Source organism: Ruegeria sp. CDSC054 (assembly GCF_059610645.1).
In genome coordinates this window covers 181,142-198,850 of the sequence record NZ_JBXWOA010000005.1, presented here as the reverse complement: position 1 = coordinate 198,850, position 17,709 = coordinate 181,142, and the positions used below count along the sequence as shown (strand labels likewise).

General features: G+C 58.4%; 15 protein-coding genes. 10 read left to right on the top strand and 5 right to left on the bottom strand.

The annotated features are described in order from the left end of the window. Positions 1-22 precede the first annotated feature (22 nt). The 3 genes from AC2FGC_RS12625 to mdoH are packed head-to-tail and all read left to right on the top strand — an operon-like array spanning position 23 to position 4,601. A complete protein-coding gene (locus AC2FGC_RS12625; protein WP_496726117.1) occupies positions 23-1,240 on the top strand; it encodes an OpgC family protein in 1,218 nt (405 codons plus the stop codon). Further along, a complete protein-coding gene (locus AC2FGC_RS12620; RefSeq protein WP_496782503.1) occupies positions 1,237-2,736 on the top strand; it encodes an OpgD/OpgG family glucan biosynthesis protein in 1,500 nt (499 codons plus the stop codon). Before AC2FGC_RS12625 ends, AC2FGC_RS12620 begins: the two co-directional genes overlap by 4 nt. Beyond that, positions 2,733-4,601, top strand: coding sequence for a glucans biosynthesis glucosyltransferase MdoH (gene mdoH, locus AC2FGC_RS12615; protein ID WP_496726115.1), 1,869 nt, complete (start codon positions 2,733-2,735; stop codon positions 4,599-4,601). The genes AC2FGC_RS12620 and mdoH overlap by 4 nt, the downstream gene beginning before the upstream one ends. Here mdoH and AC2FGC_RS12610 read toward each other — a convergent pair whose 3' ends face one another. Together AC2FGC_RS12610 and AC2FGC_RS12605 are read right to left on the bottom strand one after the other, a co-directional pair. After that, complete coding sequence (locus tag AC2FGC_RS12610; protein ID WP_496726114.1) at positions 4,602-5,417, bottom strand: CE1 family esterase; 816 nt, start codon at positions 5,415-5,417, stop codon at positions 4,602-4,604. Beyond that, the gene (locus tag AC2FGC_RS12605) at positions 5,414-5,887 is read right to left on the bottom strand and encodes a rhodanese-like domain-containing protein (protein WP_496726113.1); all 474 of its coding nucleotides are present in this window, start codon (positions 5,885-5,887) and stop codon (positions 5,414-5,416) included. The genes AC2FGC_RS12610 and AC2FGC_RS12605 overlap by 4 nt, the downstream gene beginning before the upstream one ends. Before the next feature lie 218 nt (positions 5,888-6,105). Here AC2FGC_RS12605 and AC2FGC_RS12600 point away from each other — a divergent pair, with 218 nt between their 5' ends. From AC2FGC_RS12600 to selD, 7 genes are read left to right on the top strand one after another with little or no spacing between them, the layout of a single operon-like run. Continuing rightward, entirely contained in the window at positions 6,106-8,976 is a 2,871-nt protein-coding gene (locus AC2FGC_RS12600; protein WP_496782501.1) for a monovalent cation/H+ antiporter subunit A, read from the top strand. Next, positions 8,976-9,335 carry a Na+/H+ antiporter subunit C gene (locus AC2FGC_RS12595; RefSeq protein WP_108860216.1) on the top strand — a complete coding sequence of 120 codons (360 nt, stop codon included), beginning with the start codon at positions 8,976-8,978 and terminating at the stop codon, positions 9,333-9,335. Before AC2FGC_RS12600 ends, AC2FGC_RS12595 begins: the two co-directional genes overlap by 1 nt. Then, a complete protein-coding gene (locus AC2FGC_RS12590) occupies positions 9,332-10,876 on the top strand; it encodes a monovalent cation/H+ antiporter subunit D (RefSeq protein ID WP_496782499.1) in 1,545 nt (514 codons plus the stop codon). Before AC2FGC_RS12595 ends, AC2FGC_RS12590 begins: the two co-directional genes overlap by 4 nt. Next, positions 10,873-11,373: a Na+/H+ antiporter subunit E gene (locus AC2FGC_RS12585; RefSeq protein WP_496726110.1), complete on the top strand. Its 501-nt coding sequence runs from the start codon at positions 10,873-10,875 to the stop codon at positions 11,371-11,373. Before AC2FGC_RS12590 ends, AC2FGC_RS12585 begins: the two co-directional genes overlap by 4 nt. Then, positions 11,370-11,639: a K+/H+ antiporter subunit F gene (locus tag AC2FGC_RS12580; protein WP_058274196.1), complete on the top strand. Its 270-nt coding sequence runs from the start codon at positions 11,370-11,372 to the stop codon at positions 11,637-11,639. The genes AC2FGC_RS12585 and AC2FGC_RS12580 overlap by 4 nt, the downstream gene beginning before the upstream one ends. 7 nt (positions 11,640-11,646) lie before the next feature. Further along, positions 11,647-12,033 carry a Na+/H+ antiporter subunit G gene (locus tag AC2FGC_RS12575; protein WP_282119930.1) on the top strand — a complete coding sequence of 129 codons (387 nt, stop codon included), beginning with the start codon at positions 11,647-11,649 and terminating at the stop codon, positions 12,031-12,033. Positions 12,034-12,038: 5 nt separating this feature from the next. Beyond that, entirely contained in the window at positions 12,039-14,198 is a 2,160-nt protein-coding gene (gene selD, locus AC2FGC_RS12570) for a selenide, water dikinase SelD (RefSeq protein ID WP_496782497.1), read from the top strand. Here the strand turns inward: selD and mnmH are convergent. From mnmH to AC2FGC_RS12555, 3 genes are all read right to left on the bottom strand, one after another. Continuing rightward, on the bottom strand, positions 14,189-15,241 hold the full coding sequence (gene mnmH / locus AC2FGC_RS12565) for a tRNA 2-selenouridine(34) synthase MnmH (protein ID WP_496777455.1): 1,053 nt from the start codon (positions 15,239-15,241) through the stop codon (positions 14,189-14,191). The two genes, selD and mnmH, sit on opposite strands and share 10 nt — an antisense overlap. A gap of 42 nt (positions 15,242-15,283) precedes the next feature. Further along, positions 15,284-15,949: an SOS response-associated peptidase gene (locus AC2FGC_RS12560; RefSeq protein ID WP_496726107.1), complete on the bottom strand. Its 666-nt coding sequence runs from the start codon at positions 15,947-15,949 to the stop codon at positions 15,284-15,286. Between the two features lie 140 nt (positions 15,950-16,089). Next, positions 16,090-17,667 (bottom strand): bifunctional metallophosphatase/5'-nucleotidase, encoded by a 1,578-nt coding sequence (locus tag AC2FGC_RS12555; RefSeq protein WP_496782495.1) that lies wholly within the window; start codon positions 17,665-17,667, stop codon positions 16,090-16,092. Between the last annotated feature and the right edge of the window lie 42 nt (positions 17,668-17,709).

Below are 17,709 nucleotides of genomic sequence, written 5' to 3'. Positions count from 1 at the left end.
GACCAAGAAGGACAGAATACGTATGGCGACAGTTTCGCCCGCTTCTGATTTTGCGCCAGTGGCTGCCTCTGCGGCGGCCCCTGCCCGCACGCGCGACCCGCGCCTGGATTTCTATCGCGGTATCGCGATGTTCATCATCCTGATCGCCCATATCCCAAACGATCCATGGGCCAAGTGGATTCCCGCGCGGTTTGGATTCTCGGACGCGACCGAGATTTTCGTGTTCTGTTCGGGCATGGCTTCGGCGATTGCCTTTGGCGGAGCATTCCTGCGCAAGGGGTGGTGGATGGGCACCGCCCGCGTCTCGTTCCGCATTTGGCAGGTCTACTGGGCACATATCTGTCTGTTCTTCTTTGTCGCCATGTCAATGGCCGCGCTGGATCAATCGGGGCTGTTTGAAAAGACCTACGTTTCGTCTTTGAACCTGCAGCACTTCTTCAACGATCCGGCGCCTCAGATCGTGGGTTTGTTCACGCTGACCTATGTTCCGAACTATTTCGACATCCTGCCGATGTATCTGGTGGTTCTGGCAATGATGCCCATGTTTATGGGCCTCTACCGGTTCGGTTTCTGGGCCGTCGCTGCGACATCCGTCGCGATCTGGCTGGTCGCACAGACCGACATTCTGGACCTCCCAGCCGAACCGTGGTCTGAGCGGCAGTGGTTCTTCAACCCCTTTGGCTGGCAACTGCTGTTCTTTACTGGTTTTGCCTTCATGCGCGGCTGGATACCTGCCCCCCCGGTATCGAAAACCTTGATCTGGGCGGCAGCACTGTTCCTGATCTTCTCGATGCCCTTTGGTTCGTGGAAGGTATTCACATGGATCAACGCAGCTGCCCCCGATCTGGCTGACGAAATCCGCAAGGTCTGGCCCGTGACGAAAGAGTTCCGCGACAAAACCGATTTTGGCCTGTTCCGCTATCTGCATTTCCTGTCACTCGCGTATCTGGGCTGGGTTGTCGCCGGGGAACATGGGCATCGCCTGATTGCAACCGGTCAAGGTACCGCGGCCAAAGTCTGGCAATTCCTGCTGACCGTCATCACCAAAGTTGGTCAGCAATCATTGGCAGTGTTCGTATTTTCGATGGCTGCAGCACGACTTATCGGCGTTGGGCTGGACCTTAGTGGGCGAGATGTCGCCAGTGTTTTTGTCGCCAACATGATTGGCTTTGCGATGATCATCGGCGTGGCATACATGGCCGCTTGGTTTAAGTCACAACCTTGGAAGTCTAAGAAATGAATTTTACACGTCGTGCATTTCTGATCTCAACGTCGGCGCTTGCATTTGCGCCCGCGACCTTCGCCACCGGCGGCGAGGTCCCATTTGACCGCAATGTCGTCATTGAGATGGCCCGCGATCTGGCCAGCCGACCTTATGCGGAACGCGAGATGGTGCCGCAGGAATGGCAGGATCTGACATATCAGCAATACCGCTCGATCCGGTTTCGGCTGGACCGCGCGCTTTGGTATGAAACGGAAACGCCTTTCAACGTCGATTTCTTCACACCAGGCCTGTACTTCCCGCGCACTGTTAAAGTTGAAACCGTTGAAAATGGAATGGCCACTCCGGTCGCGTTTGATCTGGAGATGTTCGACAAATCCGAGGACGTCCCGGAACTGCCAATCGACGACACGCTGGGCTTTTCCGGCCTGCGTCTGCGCACCGAAATGCACCGTCCCGGCAAAACCGATGAGTTCTGCGTCTGGCAAGGCGCCAGCTATTTCCGCGCCATCGGCCTGCATGAGGTTTACGGCCTTTCTGCCCGTGGTCTGGCACTCAAAACCGGCGACCCGGATGGAGAGGAATTCCCTGAATTCATCCGCTTCTGGCTGGAGCGCCCGAAACCCGGCCAACGCGACATGGTTGTTCACGCACTGATGGACAGCCCAAGTGTCACCGGTGCATATCGGTTCAATGTCACCGCAGGCGAAAACTGCGTGATGGATATCGAAGCCACGCTATTTCCACGCGAGGACCTGAGCCATGTAGGCATCGCTCCCGGCACGTCTATGTTCCTGTTTGACCAAACCAACCACAGTCGTTTCGACGACTTCCGGCCTGCAGTACACGACAGCGACGGTTTACTGATCCGCAACGGTGCCGGAGAGGTCCTGTGGCGGCCATTGGCGAACCCGACCCGTTTGCAGATTTCGTCGTTTGTCGACACGAACCCGCGCGGCTTTGGCCTTATGCAGCGGAAGCGTGAGTTCTCGGATTACGCGGATCTTGAGGCGAATTATCACAAACGCCCCAGCCTGTGGGTCGAACCCGGTGCGGATTGGGGCAAAGGTGCCGTCACGCTGGTTGAAATTCCGGCGGATCAGGAAATCTACGATAACATCGTCGCCTACTGGCGCCCTGCCGAACCCTATACGGCTGGCAGCCAGGTCGATCTGTCCTATCGCCTGATCTGGGGGGATGAGCCCCAGCGCACACCGATGGCGCGCGTGATCAACACGGCCATGGGCGACAACACGTTTGGTGAAGGGCGTCTGGCCGTCATCGATTTTGAAGAAAGCGAGCTGTTCGACGACCCGGAGGCGATGACCATTTTCGTGGACTCGCCACACGCCGAAACGTCCGAAGGCGTGCTGCAGCGCAACCCAGAAACAGGGGGGTTGCGGCTTGCGTTTTCGTTCGAGCCCGGCGACCGCGACCATGTTGAATTGCGCGCGCAGTTGCTGAAAGACAAACAGCCAGCCTCTGAGGTCTGGCTTTACCGTTGGACCTCATGACCAGAGATCTTCATATCATGCCGCCCGAGACGCCTCTGGCCATGCCCGCGCAGGACTTTAGCGCGGGTTTCCGGGATGCACGGGTTCCTGACGCAAAACGCCCTTCGGCCGGGTTCTGGCGTGCGCTGGCGTTTTCGCCTGCAATGGCGGCAACGGTGGGCCTGTTTTGGGTCATGACGGATTGGTTCGACGCTGAAGGCATCAACCTGATCGAGGCTATCCTTCTGGCGCTGATCTCTTTCAACTTCTTCTGGATCTCCTTCACGGTCTGCACTGTGTTGCTGGGCATGGTTTCCCTGTCCCGGCAGGCGCGCCCCGTACGTCAGGGTCGCGCCCAACCGCTGCGCGTCGCCCTGTTGACGCCGGTCTATAACGAGGTGCCTTGGAACGTGCTGGGCAATGCCCGGACCATGCTTGAAGACTTGCAGGCGCGCGGTGGGCAGCATCACTATGCTATGTTCATCCTCTCGGACACGCGCGACCCGGAGATCGCCGCACAAGAACAAGCCAGTGTCGAAGCGCTGCGTACCACCCTTGCCCCCGGGCTGGAGCTGTACTACCGCCGCCGCGAACAAAACACGGACCGCAAAGTTGGCAACATCGCCGATTGGGTCAGCCGCTGGGGTGCGGATTGGGACGCGATGTTGGTACTGGACGCCGACAGTTTGATGACTGGCCGTGCCATTTCTCGCTTGACGGATGCACTGGCGCGGGACCCGGGCGCCGGTTTGATCCAGAGCTATCCTCAGCTGATCGGGGCACAATCGGTCTTTGCGCGAATGCAGCAGTTCGCCAATGGCGTCTATGGAATTGCTTTTGCCGAAGGACTTGCGCGCTGGTGCGGTCAGGAAGGCAATTATTGGGGCCATAACGCCATTATCCGCACCCAAGCATTCGCCAATTGCGCGGGTTTGCCGAAACTGCGGGCGCTGAATGGTCAGGAAAAACTGATCATGAGCCATGACTTCGTCGAGGCCGGTCTGTTGCGTCGGGCCGGTTGGGGCGTGCGATTCCTGCCCCGCATTCGCGGGTCTTATGAAGAAACACCGCCGACACTGATTGATCACGCCCTGCGCGACCGGCGCTGGTGTCAGGGCAATTTGCAGCACCTAAAGCTGTTGGGCTCAGCCGGATTTCAGTCGGTTTCACGGTTCCACATGTTCCACGGCGCAGTCGGATATCTGATGTCGCCGCTTTGGTTTGCGCTGCTGGTGATGTGGGCGCTGATCGGTCAGGGTGAGGATGCCTCGGTCCTGCACTATTTCAGCCCAGACAATCCACTGTTCCCGCAATGGCCCGAGATGACGGAAACCCGCCATGTGCTGATCATTCTGGTCATGTACGCGATGCTGCTTGCGCCAAAGGTGCTGGGTGTTCTGGCCCTGCCGCTCAGCGGTGTGCGCTATGCCGAATTCGGTGGCGGGCGCAAATTCCTGACCTCATTCCTGGCCGAGGTTGTTCTGTCGATCCTCTACGCCCCCATTCTGATGGTGCAACAGATGATCGCCGTCATTCGTACCACCTTTGGTATCCAAAAGGGCTGGTCCCCTCAGGCGCGGGATGGCGGCAGCTATGGTCTGCGCACGCTGATCTTTTGCCACACGGTCGAAACGATCAGCGGCGCGGCCCTTAGCGTGGGCATCCTGTCCGGTCTTGTATCAATCTGGTTGGCTCCGATCGCGATCAGCCTTGCCTTCGCAATCCCCTTGTCCGCACTCAGCGGCGTGTCAGCCGGTGCAGCGCGCCGTATGGTTGGCATGAAAGAGGACTTTAACGAGCCCGCAATCACACGCTCGGCCCGTCGTTACAGGGATGAACTGAAGAATGTGATCGAGGGTAAAGGCGTGATGACCCCTGCCGAGTGATCAGCCACCCGGCAGGCCTTCGTACCAGTCAATCATCATGTCAGCCCAGCCTTTGGGCACCGAATGACCACCGGGGAACAGCGCGAATTCCAGCGCGCTGCCCTCGTCACACCCGCTCCAGTATCGGCGCATGAAAGAACCAGTGGTCGAGAACCCGCTGGGCTTCGTATCAACGCAGCCATTTGCGATGCGCCAAATCTCGAGCCCGGCAAAGATATCGCCCTGATGAAACCGGCCACCGCCCAGCAAGCGCCCTTCCAGCGGCACCACATTGTCCGTCCAGCCATGGGTGTGGAACATCCGAACCGGGCCATCGCAAGATTCAGGATCAGGGCGCCAGAAACCACCTGAAACGGGCACATAGGCCGAGAACGTATCGGGCGCGGCGCAGGCAAGGTAGTAGACCATGAACGCCCCTGCCGAGAACCCGCCCAGAACGACCCGGTCCGTATCCACGCCAAACCGATCCGCGGCATCCTCAACCGCCTCGGTCAAAAAGACGGTTTCATCGCGTCCTTCCCAACCCGGAAAGAAGTTCCAGCTTTGTCGCCCGTTGCGCTCCGACCCTTCTGGCGCCATTACAGCGTAGCCGCGCGCTAGCAGCGGTTCCACCATGCCACGGTTTTTCAAAGTACCGGTGGCGGTGCCACCATAGCCGTGCAGAAACACCACCAGTGGCGGGTTCTCATCCTCGGGCAATTCGATATGGTACCCGCCTGAGGCGGTTTCGCACATACCCTCCAGATCGGCACAGGCGGCCAGCCCCGACTGCCCGACCAGCGCCAAACCCGTTGCCAGTGTTAATTCCCGGATCATACTGCACTCCTGTCGTAGTCGCGAACCGGCAATCCGGCGCGTACCCATCCCGGCCCAGCGGCCGACCCCAACATGCCTTCGGGCACATCAATAATATTCGTAAATCCTGCCTCGGTCAGCCGGTTGCTCAACCGCGCCGAACGCACGCCCCGCGCACAGATCAACGCAATTGCCGCGCCCTTGTCACCTTTGACGAGCTGCGTCAGAGCGGGAATGAAATCATCACGGCGCATGTCCAAAGATTGGGCGCCCTCTCCGATCCCCGTGGACTGCCACTCTTTCGGGGTGCGAATGTCCAGCAACAATACGTCTCCGGCCACGGCCTGCGTATGTGCATCCTGCACGCTAAGTTGCCGTCCCGCATAGTCAGGCGGAATAAGCCGGTATTCGCGTATCGCAAATCCCCCCGCCGCTGCGGCACAGCCTCCGATCAATATCCACCTGCGGGATCGGTTTATGTTTCGGGCCACGTCGCACCCTCCTGACCTGACACCAGGTTTCTATCACAGCGCAGAATTGGAATCCGCGCCGAATTTATTCTGGCAGTTCAAGTTCACGTCATTTTTGCAGGCAAAAGCCGCAGCCTCGCTGTGTTGGCGCGCGGCAAATGAGTTGTATTAGCTGGACAGTAAGAAAATTATCCTTACAAAATCAGTACTACTTGACCGCCCAGAACGGAGTATCGCACTTGTCCCTATTCCTCATCGCGGCCCTTCCTTTTCTCGGCGCTGTTTTTCCAGCTCTTCTGATCAGGGCAGGACGAAATGCAGCTGCTTCTGCTGCTGGGTTGACCACATTTCTGGCGCTGATGGGTCTATTGATCCACATCCCGTCTGTGATGCGAGGCGATGTTGTGACCGCCCGGTTCGAGTGGATACCAGCCCTTGGATTGAACGCAAATTTCATGCTGGATGGCTTGGGATTTTTGTTTGCCTTGCTGATACTAGGTATCGGGTTGCTTATCATCCTCTACGCACGATTTTACCTGTCGCGCGAGGACCCGATGGGGCAGTTCTACACCTATCTGCTGCTGTTTCAGGGTGCGATGGTTGGGATCGTTCTATCCGACAACATACTGCTTTTGCTCATCTTTTGGGAACTCACGTCGCTTAGCTCTTTCCTGTTGATCGGATATTGGAAACACCTGCCCGAAGGTCGTCAGGGCGCGCGGATGGCGCTTGCGGTGACCGGCTCTGGCGGGTTGGCGATGATCGCAGGGATGCTGATCCTGGGCAACATCGTCGGCTCCTATGACCTGAGTGTAATCCTGCAGAACAAAGAGCTGATTCAATCTTCGCCCTATTACCTGCCCGCGCTGGTCCTGATCCTGCTGGGCTGCTTCACCAAGTCAGCACAATTCCCGTTTCATTTCTGGCTACCCCACGCGATGGCGGCCCCGACGCCTGTTTCGGCCTATCTGCACTCGGCAACGATGGTGAAGGCCGGGTTGTTCCTGATGGCCCGGATGTGGCCTGTTTTGGCTGGCACTGACGCTTGGTTCTACATTGTTGCCACAACTGGACTTATCACCATGCTGATCGGCGCGGTGATCGCGTTGTTCAAGGATGATCTGAAGGCCCTCCTGGCGTTTTCAACCGTGTCGCATCTGGGGCTGGTCACCGTGCTTTTGGGCTTTGGCACCAAATTCGCCGCGGTCGCCGCAGTGTTCCACATCATCAACCACGCGACCTTCAAGGCGGCCTTGTTCATGACCGCCGGGATTGTGGATCACGAAACCGGCACCCGTGACATAAAGCGGCTGGGCGGACTGCGCCATCTTATGCCTATCACCTTTACGATTGGCACAATCGCTGCGCTGTCTATGGCCGGGATTCCGCCTCTCAACGGGTTCCTGTCAAAGGAAATGATGCTTGAGGAGACCGTCCACACAACCTGGCTGAACTCGCACTACCTTGTACCGGGGCTGGCTTTGCTGGCGGCGCTGTTTTCGGCGGCCTATTCTTTCCGTTTTGTCAGCCATGTGTTCATGGGCCCCGAGCGGCACGACTATCCGGCGCATCCTCATGACCCGCCAGTTGGTTTGTGGCTGGCCCCAGCATTCCTCGTGGTTCTGGTGGTCCTGATCGGGCTCTATTCCAAGGCTATCGTCGGGCCATTGGTCGCGGTGGTATCCAGCGCGGTCATCGGCGGCGAGAAACTGCCCTACTATTCACTGAAACTGTGGCACGGCTTCACGCCTGCCCTTTACATGTCCGTGGTCGCGACGCTGGGCGGCCTGTTCCTGCTGAGCTTGCACAAGCATGAAGAAAAAGTCTGGAACTCCCTGCCGCGTCCCGAAGCCAAGGCGATCTTTGACGCGGTGATTGCGATGCTGACAAAGATCAGCCAGGTGATCACTGATACGTTGCACAACGGTGTCCTCAGCCGCTATGCGATCATCATGATCGCCTTCACGGTTGGTCTTGGTTACTACGCTTATACGAGCGGTTCGATCGGCCCCGAAACGCGTGAGGCTTTGCCCATACAGATCATTCCGCTGATCGGCTGGATCTGCCTTGTCGGCGCGACGCTCGCGATCATGTGGTTCCACCGCAATCGCCTGTTGTCGCTGGTTCTGATTGGTGTTGTCGGCCTGATCGTTTCGATGGCGTTCAACTACTTGTCTGCACCGGATCTGGCACTGACACAAATCTCGGTTGAAGTGGTCACGATGATCCTGCTGCTGCTGTCACTGAACTTCCTACCCACGGATACGCCTTGGGACAGCAGCGCTGCACGGCGGTGGCGCGATGCAGCGATCTCAGTCGTGGCGGGCATTGGTTCGGGCGCGCTGATCTATGCGCTGCTGCTGCGGGATTTTGCCTTTCCGACAATTTCCGAATTCCATCTGGCGAATTCATACAAAGGTGGTGGCGGTACCAATGTTGTCAACGTCATCCTCGTGGACTTCCGGGGTTTTGATACCTTCGGCGAAATCATCGTTCTGGGCATCGCTGCGCTGATCATTTTTGCCCTGACCGAGTCGGTGCTGGGCACGAATGTCCGCAGCTACTTGCTGAACCGGAAACCGCATTGGCCGCAGTCCGGAGACTCGCACCCGTTGATGATGGTGGTCGTCACCCGGATGATGATGCCAATCGCGCTGATGGTCGGGGCTTACATCTTTTTCCGGGGCCACAATCAGCCGGGGGGCGGCTTTATCGCGGGTCTTGTCGTCGCCATTGCCTTCCTGATGCAATACATGGCCAGCGGCTATACCTGGGCCATCGAACGTCAGAGGTTCTACTACCACGGGTCTATCGGTTGGGGTGTGCTTATCGCTGCCGCCACCGGGCTGGGTGCTTGGTTTAACGAGCGTCCGTTCCTGACCAGCGATTTTGGCTATATCCACTGGCCACCGCTGGAGGAATTCGAATGGGCCACCGCCATCCTGTTTGACACCGGCGTTTTCCTGGCTGTTCTGGGGGCGGTGATGCTGGCGCTGGACAGCCTGTCCCGATTTGCGTGGCAACCGGGTATGGCGCAGGAATTCCCAATGGATATCAACCCATTGCGCGATAATCCGCCGCAAGAAGAAGAAAACAAGGAGCAGGTCTGATGGAAGCGCTCGTAGCCTCTGCCGTTGGCGTCATGACTGCTGCCGGGATATTCCTGATCCTGCGCCGCCGGACCTTCCCTGTCATTCTGGGTCTGTCTCTGCTGACTTACGCCGTGAACGTGTTCCTGTTCGCAACGGGCCGGTTGGCTTTGGACGCGCCTGCCGTTTTGAACAAATACAAAGAGGTACCCTATACCGATCCTCTGCCGCAGGCTTTGGTGCTGACGGCCATCGTGATCTCGTTCGGGATGACCGCCGTAATCGTGATGATCGCGCTCAGCGCCTATTTGTCCTCGAAGGATGACCATATCGACATGAACGCCCATGACAGCGTTGACGCGCCGGGAGAAGACGCATGAACCATTGGATCGTTGCGCCAATCGTCCTGCCCGCGATTCTGGCCCCGTTCATTATCATGGTCCTGCGCTTTCACTTGGACCTGCAACGCATCTTTTCGGTCGCTGGTGTGGTGGCCCTGTTGGGGATTGCTCTGACCGTCACCGCACAGGCGGCAGGCGGCGATATTCAGGTCTATGAGCTGGGCAACTGGCCCGCGCCCTTTGGCATCGTTCTGGTGTTGGACCGGCTTTCGGCCATGATGGTGCTGCTGACGGCACTATTGGCTTTGCCGATCGTTCTTTATGCGATCGCGTCCGGTTGGGACGATAGGGGCAAACACTTCCATGCCCTATTCCACTTTCAGTTGATGGGCGTCTGCGGCGCATTTCTGACCGGCGATGCCTTTAACCTGTTCGTTTTCTTCGAAGTTCTGCTGATCGCGTCCTATGGCCTGATGACGCATGGGGGCGGAGCAGTTCGGCTGAAAGCCGGGGTGCAATATGTGGCCTATAACCTGCTTGGGTCGACCCTGTTCCTGTTTGCTTTAGGCACGCTTTATGCTGTCACCGGAACGTTGAACATGGCCGACTTGGCCGTGCGGGTGGCCGAATTGCCAGCGGATGACACCGCCCTGCTGCGGGTTGGTGCAGTTTTGCTGCTGCTGGTGTTCTGTATCAAGGCCGCCGTCTTGCCGCTGCATTTCTGGCTACCCGCGAGCTATGCCAGCGCGCCCATGCCAGTGGCCGCCCTGTTTGCGATCATGACCAAGGTTGGCGCCTACTCGATTCTGCGGATGTACACACTGGGCTTCGGCCCGGAGGTTGAGGCTACGCAGGGGCTTGTTGGTGCTTGGTTGCAACCCGCCGCTTTGGTGACGCTGGCCGTTGGTGCCATCGGCATTCTGGGCACACAGCATATCGCGCGTATGGTGGCGTTCTGTGCCATCACATCGATGGGAACTTTGCTGATCGCGATCTCGCTGTTCACTGAGACGGCGACGGCAGCAGCGTTGTACTATGTCTATCACTCAACCCTGGCGACCGCGCTTATGTTCCTGGTCGCCGATCTGGTGATGGAGCGTCGGGGCGGCGTGATTGCCCCAACAGCTCCGATGCCGCAAACGGGTCTGATCTCGGCCCTGTTCTTCGTGGGGGCCATTGCGCTGGCGGGTATGCCACCGCTGTCGGGCTTTATCGGCAAACTGCTGGTTCTGGATGCCGCGCGCGACGCCCCGGATGCAAACGCTATCTGGGCCGTAATCCTAATCGGTTCCTTCGTCACAATCGTGGGTCTTGCCCGGGCAGGCTCATTGATCTTCTGGAAAAGCCATGATGCCCAGCACAACACCGAAATGAATCCGGAGAACGAAGAAGAAGCCCAGCCCGTACCTGCGCCCGAGCCGAACCCCGCCCTGACCTTCACGGCCGTGTTCGCAATGGCAATAGGCCTTGTTCTACTGACGGTGTTTGCCGGGCCTGCGCTGGAGTATACCAACAAGACGGCGGAACAATTGTTCACACCCGAAAACTACATCGCAGCCGTATTGGGAGGCGACGCATGATCAGACTTCTGCACCGGATTTTTCCGCACCCGCACCTGACATTCCTGCTGACCATCGTTTGGGTCCTGCTGGCCAACAACATGACCCTGAATTCGCTGGTCTTTGGCCTGATCCTGGGGATTATTATCCCCTTTATCACCCAACCATACTGGCCTGATCGCCCAAAGCTGCGCAACTGGCCTATGGTTGCTGAATACATCCTGGTCGTACTGTGGGACATCGTGGTCGCCAACGTCACTGTCGCCCGGATTATCCTGTTCAAACGCGACGCAGATCGTCAGCCGGCCTGGATCTGTGTCCCGCTGGAATTGCGCACCCCGGAGGCGATCACGGTGCTGGCAGGTACAATCACCATGACACCCGGCACCGTCAGCAGCGATCTGTCTGCGCAGGGGCATAACCTGCTCGTGCATTGTCTGGATGCACCCGACCCTGACGCCGTGCGAGATCAGATCAAAAGCCGCTATGAGCGTCGCCTGAAGGAGATTTTCGAATGATCGACATTGCAATCGCCTTTGCATTCGCCTGCTTCGGCGCGGCCATTATGATGTGCCTTTGGCGGATCATCACCGCAGACGGCGTCGGCACCCGCGTTCTTGCGCTGGATACGATGGTCATCAACACGATCGCTCTTTTGATCCTATATGGTCTGACTCTGGGAACAGAAGTGTTCTTCGAATCTGCCATGATCATTGCCATGCTGGGCTTTGTCTCAACGGTTGCCTACGCGCGCTTCATGCTGCGTGGCAATATCATTGAGTGAGGGTGGTATGAGTTTCATCATAGAACTTCTGATCGCCTTCTTCCTAGTTGTCTCAGGCATCTTCGGTTTTGTCGGGTCCTACGGCATGATCAAGCTGAAAGACCCGATGTCCCGCCTGCACGCACCCACCAAGGCGACGACCCTGGGTGTGGGTGGCGTGCTGCTGGCATCGATCTGCCACTCGGTTCTGATCGAACAGCACCTGTCGCTACACGAACTTCTGATCACACTGTTTTTGTTCCTGACCGCGCCGATCACGGCCCTGTTCATTGCCAAATGGCACATTCACCGCCATGAAAAGCCCAGCGATCTGCCAGATGCGGGCGAGGATGAACTTTGGGCTACGCACGCTGTTGAGCAGGTCGAAGACGTCCCTGATCACAGCAAGTCCTGAGTTTGATGCACCAACCAGCGCTGCCCCTAACCCGCGATCTGGTTCTAATCGGCGGCGGTCACACCCATGCATTGTTGCTGCGCAAGTGGGGCATGAACCCCTTGGCTGGCGCACGGGTGACGGTGATCAACCCCGGTCCCACGGCGCCATATTCGGGGATGCTGCCGGGCTTTGTCGCCGGGCACTACGCACGTCAAGACCTGAACATAGATCTGGTCAGACTAGCCCGCTTTGCCGGCGCGCGGATCATTCTGGGCGCGGTTTCCGGCATCGACCCAGAACGGCGCGAGGTTCATGTGCCAGACCGTCCCCCGGTGGCGTTTGACGTGGCTTCAGTCAATGTGGGTATTACATCGGACATGCCCGACGTGCCCGGTTTTGCCCAGCATGCGGTTCCGGCCAAACCGTTGGGCCCGTTTGCTGCCAGATGGGTAGAATATCTGGAAAGATCGGGTGAAGCCTCGGTCGCTGTCATCGGCGGCGGGGTGGCCGGTGCCGAGCTTATCATGGCTATGGCCTTTGCCTTGCGCACCAAGGGGCGCACCGCGCACCTGACCCTGATTGACAGCGCACATGCCCTGACGGCGACTCATCCCAAATCCGCGCAGACCATTCGCAAGGCAATGGCTGATCTGGGTATCGAAGTGGTCGAACAGGCATCTGTTTCGCACATCGCCAAGGATCACGTCGCACTGCAGGATGGCCGTCAACTCGCGGCCAGCTTTGTAACTGGTGCGGCCGGTGCAAAACCCTATGACTGGATCACGAATACAGGGCTGGATCTTCAGGACGGCTTCATCCGCGTCGACGGGCACCTGCAGTCCAGCGATACTGCGATTTTTGCAGCGGGCGACTGCGTACATCTGAGCGAAAATCCCCGCCCCAAAGCAGGTGTCTATGCAGTCCGCGAGGCCCCCGTTTTGTTCCAAAACCTAAGGGCCGCCTTGGGGTCAGGTGCCATGCGGCGGTATGAGCCGCAAAAGGATTACCTCAAGCTCATATCACTAGGCGGCAAGTCTGCATTGGGAGAACGGCTGGGGACCTCGTTCAGCGGGCCGTTGATGTGGAAATGGAAAAACCACATCGATCAAAGTTTTATGGACAAGTTTCGCAATTTGCCGCAGATGAAGCCTCCGGCGTTGCCCCGCCATCACGCGGCTGGTTTAACCGAAGCCTTGGGCGACAAACCCATGTGCGGGGGCTGTGGTGCCAAGGTCGGACGCGGTGCGCTGCATACTGCGCTTGCCGATCTGCCTTCCCCTGTTCGTGCGGACGTGACTCCACTGCCCGGCGATGATGCCGCCCTGTTGCAGACCGGGGGTGCTCGGCAGGTCATGACCTCGGACCATTTGCGCAGCTTCGTGGACGATCCCGCATTGATGACGCGCATTGCAGCGGTTCACGCGCTCGGGGATATCTGGGCTATGGGAGCCCGCCCACAAGCCGCCACGGCAACGATCATCCTGCCCCGCATGTCGCCAACCCTTCAGCATCGCACCATGGCCGAGATCATGGCAACGGCCAGCGACGTCATCCGTAACGCTGGGGCCGAGATTGTCGGCGGGCACAGCTCGATGGGTGACGAGATGACGATCGGGTTCACCCTGACTGGCCTGTGCGACGCCGACCCGATCACACTGTCCGGCGCGGCACCTGGTGATTCTTTGATCCTGACCAAACCATTGGGCAGCGGCGTTCTGATGGCCGCAGAGATGGCGGGCGCGGCAAAGGGTGAATGGGTTGCGGCCGCTCTTGCACATATGGTGCAACCACAAGGCAGGGCTTCGGAAGTACTGGTAGATGCACATGCGATGACCGATGTAACGGGATTTGGTCTGGCCGGGCACCTGCTGGGCATGACCGAGGCCGCGGGTTGCGGTGCCACCCTGGATCTAGAGGCAGTTCCGGTTATGGACGGCGCGCAAGAACTGGCCGCGCAGGGCATCCGGTCAACCTTGTTCAAAGACAATCGTGCGATTACGCCCGAACTACCGACGGGCGGCAAAGCTGACCTGCTGTATGATCCTCAGACGGCCGGAGGCTTACTGGCCGCGGTACCAGCAGATCAAGAACAGATGATCTGCGAAACTTTGCGCGAAGCGGGATATCCTGCCGTAATCATTGGGCACATGACCGATGCGCCGGGGCTTCGCGTTCAAAGCTGACCCAGAATGGCTTCGATCTGCGCTGCTGTTGCAGACAAGCCAGCATCATCCAGCGCTGACGCATGGATATTTGCGATAACGTCTGACCTGCGCACACGGCTGGACTTACTATATGCAGGATCATAATGCTGTTCGATCAACGCCTGAGTCAGTGCGCGTTTGTCACCAGCGTCAATCATGTCCAGCCAACCGTCCACCACGTCATGCCCGCGGTGAAACCGCAGCGGGGAAAGGCGGTCACGGAGGCGGTCAGAGTCCGACAGAACGTCATCATAGGCGGATACCAAGTAGTCCGAACGCGCCGGAACGGACGCTGTGATCTGGATTCGCGGGGCTTGGCGCAAAGCCGCCCAAAGCGTCGGCGGCAGGATCAGAGACCCGATTTTGGACGACTCCGCTTCAACTACCACGGGGCGCGACATGTCCAGACGGCACAGCGCAGACGACAGGGCAGACTCGAACCCCTTTTGGCTGGGTTGGCCGCCGAGCATTTCACCCAGCAAGGATCCGCGATGGTTAGCCAACCCTTCCAGATCCAGAACCTGAACGCCACGTACGGCAAGATGCGCCAACAATTCGGTCTTGGCCGTGCCAGTATAGCCGTCCAACGCGATCAAACGATGCGGCAGCGGGTCATCATAAAGATACCGCTTCACCAAGCGGCGATAGCTGCGATAGCCACCCTCGACCACTTCGGCTCGCCAGCCAATCTGTTGCAGCATCCAGGTGAATGACCCTGATCTTTGCCCGCCACGCCAGCAATAAACCAGCGGCCGCCACCCGCCTTCGTGATGAGACAGGCTGTTCTCGATGTGATTGGCCGCATTCCGAAACACCAGCGCGGCCCCCAGTTTGCGCGCCAAAAATGGGCTTTCCTGAACATAGATCGTGCCGACACGGGCGCGTTCCTCGTTGTCGAGAACAGGCAGGCTGATGGCGCCGGGAAGGTGGTCTTCGTCAAATTCCGCCGGGCTGCGCACGTCGATTACCGTGTCGAATTCATGCGCGTAAAGATCGGGCAAACTGTCGAATTTTAGAACCATGTCAGAGGTCTATCCCGCAAGGCTGCGAATGAAAAGGCAGCGCTAAGTTTCGATCGGTTCAATCAATTCCGGCCCGCTGGCGCGGTTCGAATTCACGGTCGGGTCGACGCGGTGATAGCTGAGGACATCTTCGGCCCCCGGTCGCATCAGACGCGCGGCCCCTTTGCCCGCCTCGCCCAGCCAAAGGGGCCAGTCATCAGGTTCCAAGATCAGAGGCATGCGGTGATGGATTGCGCTGAGGTGACGGTTGGCCAGTGTCGTGACGATGGCGCAGGTGCCCTGTCGCGCATCTTCAGGCCCCCAATCCTGCCAAACACCGGCAAAGGCAATCGGTGCGTTGTCCTGACGGAAAATGTACCACGGCAACCGGTCGCCTTGTTCTGTCTTGGTCCATTCATAGAACCCCGTCGCAGCGATCAGGCAGCGGCGTTCCCGGCATGCAGCGCGAAAGGCGGGCTTTTCGGCAAGCGTTTCCGCCCGCGCGTTGATCAACAGAGGTCCTGCGTTTTCCGCCTTGTACCAATGGGGCAAAAACCCCCAGCGCAGCGGATCAAGCGTGCGCCCAGTTTCCCCGGCGCGCACCACATGCACCTGATTGGTCGGGCAGACGTTGAAATTTGGCACCGCAGGCAAAGTGTTAGCCGGGCGCGCCGAAAAAAGCTGCGCCATTGCATCGTTGGGAAGTGTTACGGCAAACCGTCCGCACATAGGCTTTGTCCCTTTTTCAGAAATTGTAGGTTAATGTCGCCCGCACCGATACCGAGCGGAACACCATCAAGCCGTTTCTGACCATAAGACTGAAAAGGCCGCGTCAAACGCGGCCTTTTGGGTTGAATATCGAAACAGATTTACTTCTGCTTGATCCGCCCATCCAGATAGGGCGTGTAAGGCGCGTTTTCGGCCAGGTATTCCGCCGTTACATCTGCCAAATCGGGGCCAAAGTCATAGGCGTTCTTGTCGTCGCCCGAGAACATCTTGTAGCCGTCACCGCCATTGCGGACGTAGTTGTTGGTGACCACCAGATAAGTCGCGGCCGGATCGATGGGAACAAACCCGTCTCCGTCGGCAACCATGACCTCAGCGATACGTCCTTCGTTCGGCGCAACGGCCGGGTCCCAGGTGAAGGTCAGGCCAGCAACCTGCGGAAAGCGGCCTTTGACCTCTTCCACCTGGCTGACGCCGTTTTCCAGCGCATCGATGACGCCCTGGCCGCTGATCTCAAAGGTCGACAGCGTGTTCTGGAACGGCAGAACGGTCAGCACTTCGCCCATGGTCACGTCGCCCGGATCGATCGAAGCCCGCAGACCGCCCGAGTTGGCAATCGCAATCTTAACGCCCTGATCCGCGACGCGTGCCAACATTGCGTCGGCCACAAGGTTGCCCATCTGGCATTCCTGAACACGACAAACAGCGCGGTCGCCTTCGATGGCATCGGCAGAGTTTGCAACCACTTTGTTGCGGATTTCATCCAATGGCACGGCCAGCTCGGCAATACGATCCAGCGCGGCCTGATCCTCGGTGACGGTGTTGTCCATGATCAGCGGCTCACCAGCAGCCGAGACCACGTTGCCGTCATCGTCAAAGGTCACATTCAGCTCACCCAGGAATTTGCCATAGGCGTAGGCCTGAACAATCTGAACGCCGTTGACCACAGTCGGATACGGGCCAGCGGCCTTGTCCGACGTATTCGACAGATATGTGTTCGAGTGACCACCTACGATCACGTCAACTCCGGTGGTTTCCTGCGCAACGCGCTGATCCACACCGTAGCCCGAGTGGCTGAGAACGATGATCTTGTTAACCCCTTCACCGGTCAGCTTGTCCACCTCGGCCTGAACCGCAGGCACCGGGTCCGAGAACGAGATATTCGGACCGGGCGAGGCAAGCTCGTCAGTGTCGATTGGTGTCAGGCCGATCAGGCCGATCTTTTCGCCGCCAACTTCGATCACGGTCGATTTCTTGATTTTGTCGGTCAGCAACTCTTCGTCCGCAATATCCGCATTGGACATCAGAACAGGGAAATCGACCGAGTCGATAAAGCCGCGCAGAACCTCGGGGCCGTCGTCGAATTCGTGGTTACCCACTGTCATCGCGTTATAGCCCAGCTTGTTCATAAACTCGGCCGCGACCTTGCCCTTGTAATAAGTATAGAACAGCGATCCCTGAAACTGGTCTCCGCCATCAACCAGAATCGAGTTTTCGGCACGGCCACGTGCCTCCTCGACCGCAGTGACCAGGCGTGCGGAACCACCGAAACACTTGCCTTCGGCGTTGTCTTCATCACCGCAACCGCTGTCGTATTTGTTGATCGGCTCAAAACGCGAGTGGAAATCGTTGGTGTGCAGAATCGTCAGCTTGTACTCGGCAAATGCCATGCCTGCGGTCAGGCTGAGCGCGGCGGCAGATGTCAAAAGACGGGTGAGCATAGTTTAACTCCCTATTGTTAATTGCGGAGATGTTGCGACGCG

Bases quoted from the DNA above. Each gene is read 5' to 3' on its own strand.
- AC2FGC_RS12625 (WP_496726117.1), top strand. From the start codon at position 23: ATGGCGACAGTTTCGCCCGCTTCTGATTTTGCGCCAGTGGCTGCCTCT.
- AC2FGC_RS12620 (WP_496782503.1), top strand. From the start codon at position 1,237: ATGAATTTTACACGTCGTGCATTTCTGATCTCAACGTCGGCGCTTGCA.
- mdoH (WP_496726115.1), top strand. From the start codon at position 2,733: ATGACCAGAGATCTTCATATCATGCCGCCCGAGACGCCTCTGGCCATG.
- AC2FGC_RS12610 (WP_496726114.1), bottom strand. From the start codon at position 5,417: ATGATCCGGGAATTAACACTGGCAACGGGTTTGGCGCTGGTCGGGCAG.
- AC2FGC_RS12595 (WP_108860216.1), top strand. From the start codon at position 8,976: ATGGAAGCGCTCGTAGCCTCTGCCGTTGGCGTCATGACTGCTGCCGGG.
- AC2FGC_RS12590 (WP_496782499.1), top strand. From the start codon at position 9,332: ATGAACCATTGGATCGTTGCGCCAATCGTCCTGCCCGCGATTCTGGCC.
- AC2FGC_RS12585 (WP_496726110.1), top strand. From the start codon at position 10,873: ATGATCAGACTTCTGCACCGGATTTTTCCGCACCCGCACCTGACATTC.
- AC2FGC_RS12580 (WP_058274196.1), top strand. From the start codon at position 11,370: ATGATCGACATTGCAATCGCCTTTGCATTCGCCTGCTTCGGCGCGGCC.
- AC2FGC_RS12575 (WP_282119930.1), top strand. From the start codon at position 11,647: ATGAGTTTCATCATAGAACTTCTGATCGCCTTCTTCCTAGTTGTCTCA.
- selD (WP_496782497.1), top strand. From the start codon at position 12,039: ATGCACCAACCAGCGCTGCCCCTAACCCGCGATCTGGTTCTAATCGGC.
- mnmH (WP_496777455.1), bottom strand. From the start codon at position 15,241: ATGGTTCTAAAATTCGACAGTTTGCCCGATCTTTACGCGCATGAATTC.
- AC2FGC_RS12560 (WP_496726107.1), bottom strand. From the start codon at position 15,949: ATGTGCGGACGGTTTGCCGTAACACTTCCCAACGATGCAATGGCGCAG.
- AC2FGC_RS12555 (WP_496782495.1), bottom strand. From the start codon at position 17,667: ATGCTCACCCGTCTTTTGACATCTGCCGCCGCGCTCAGCCTGACCGCA.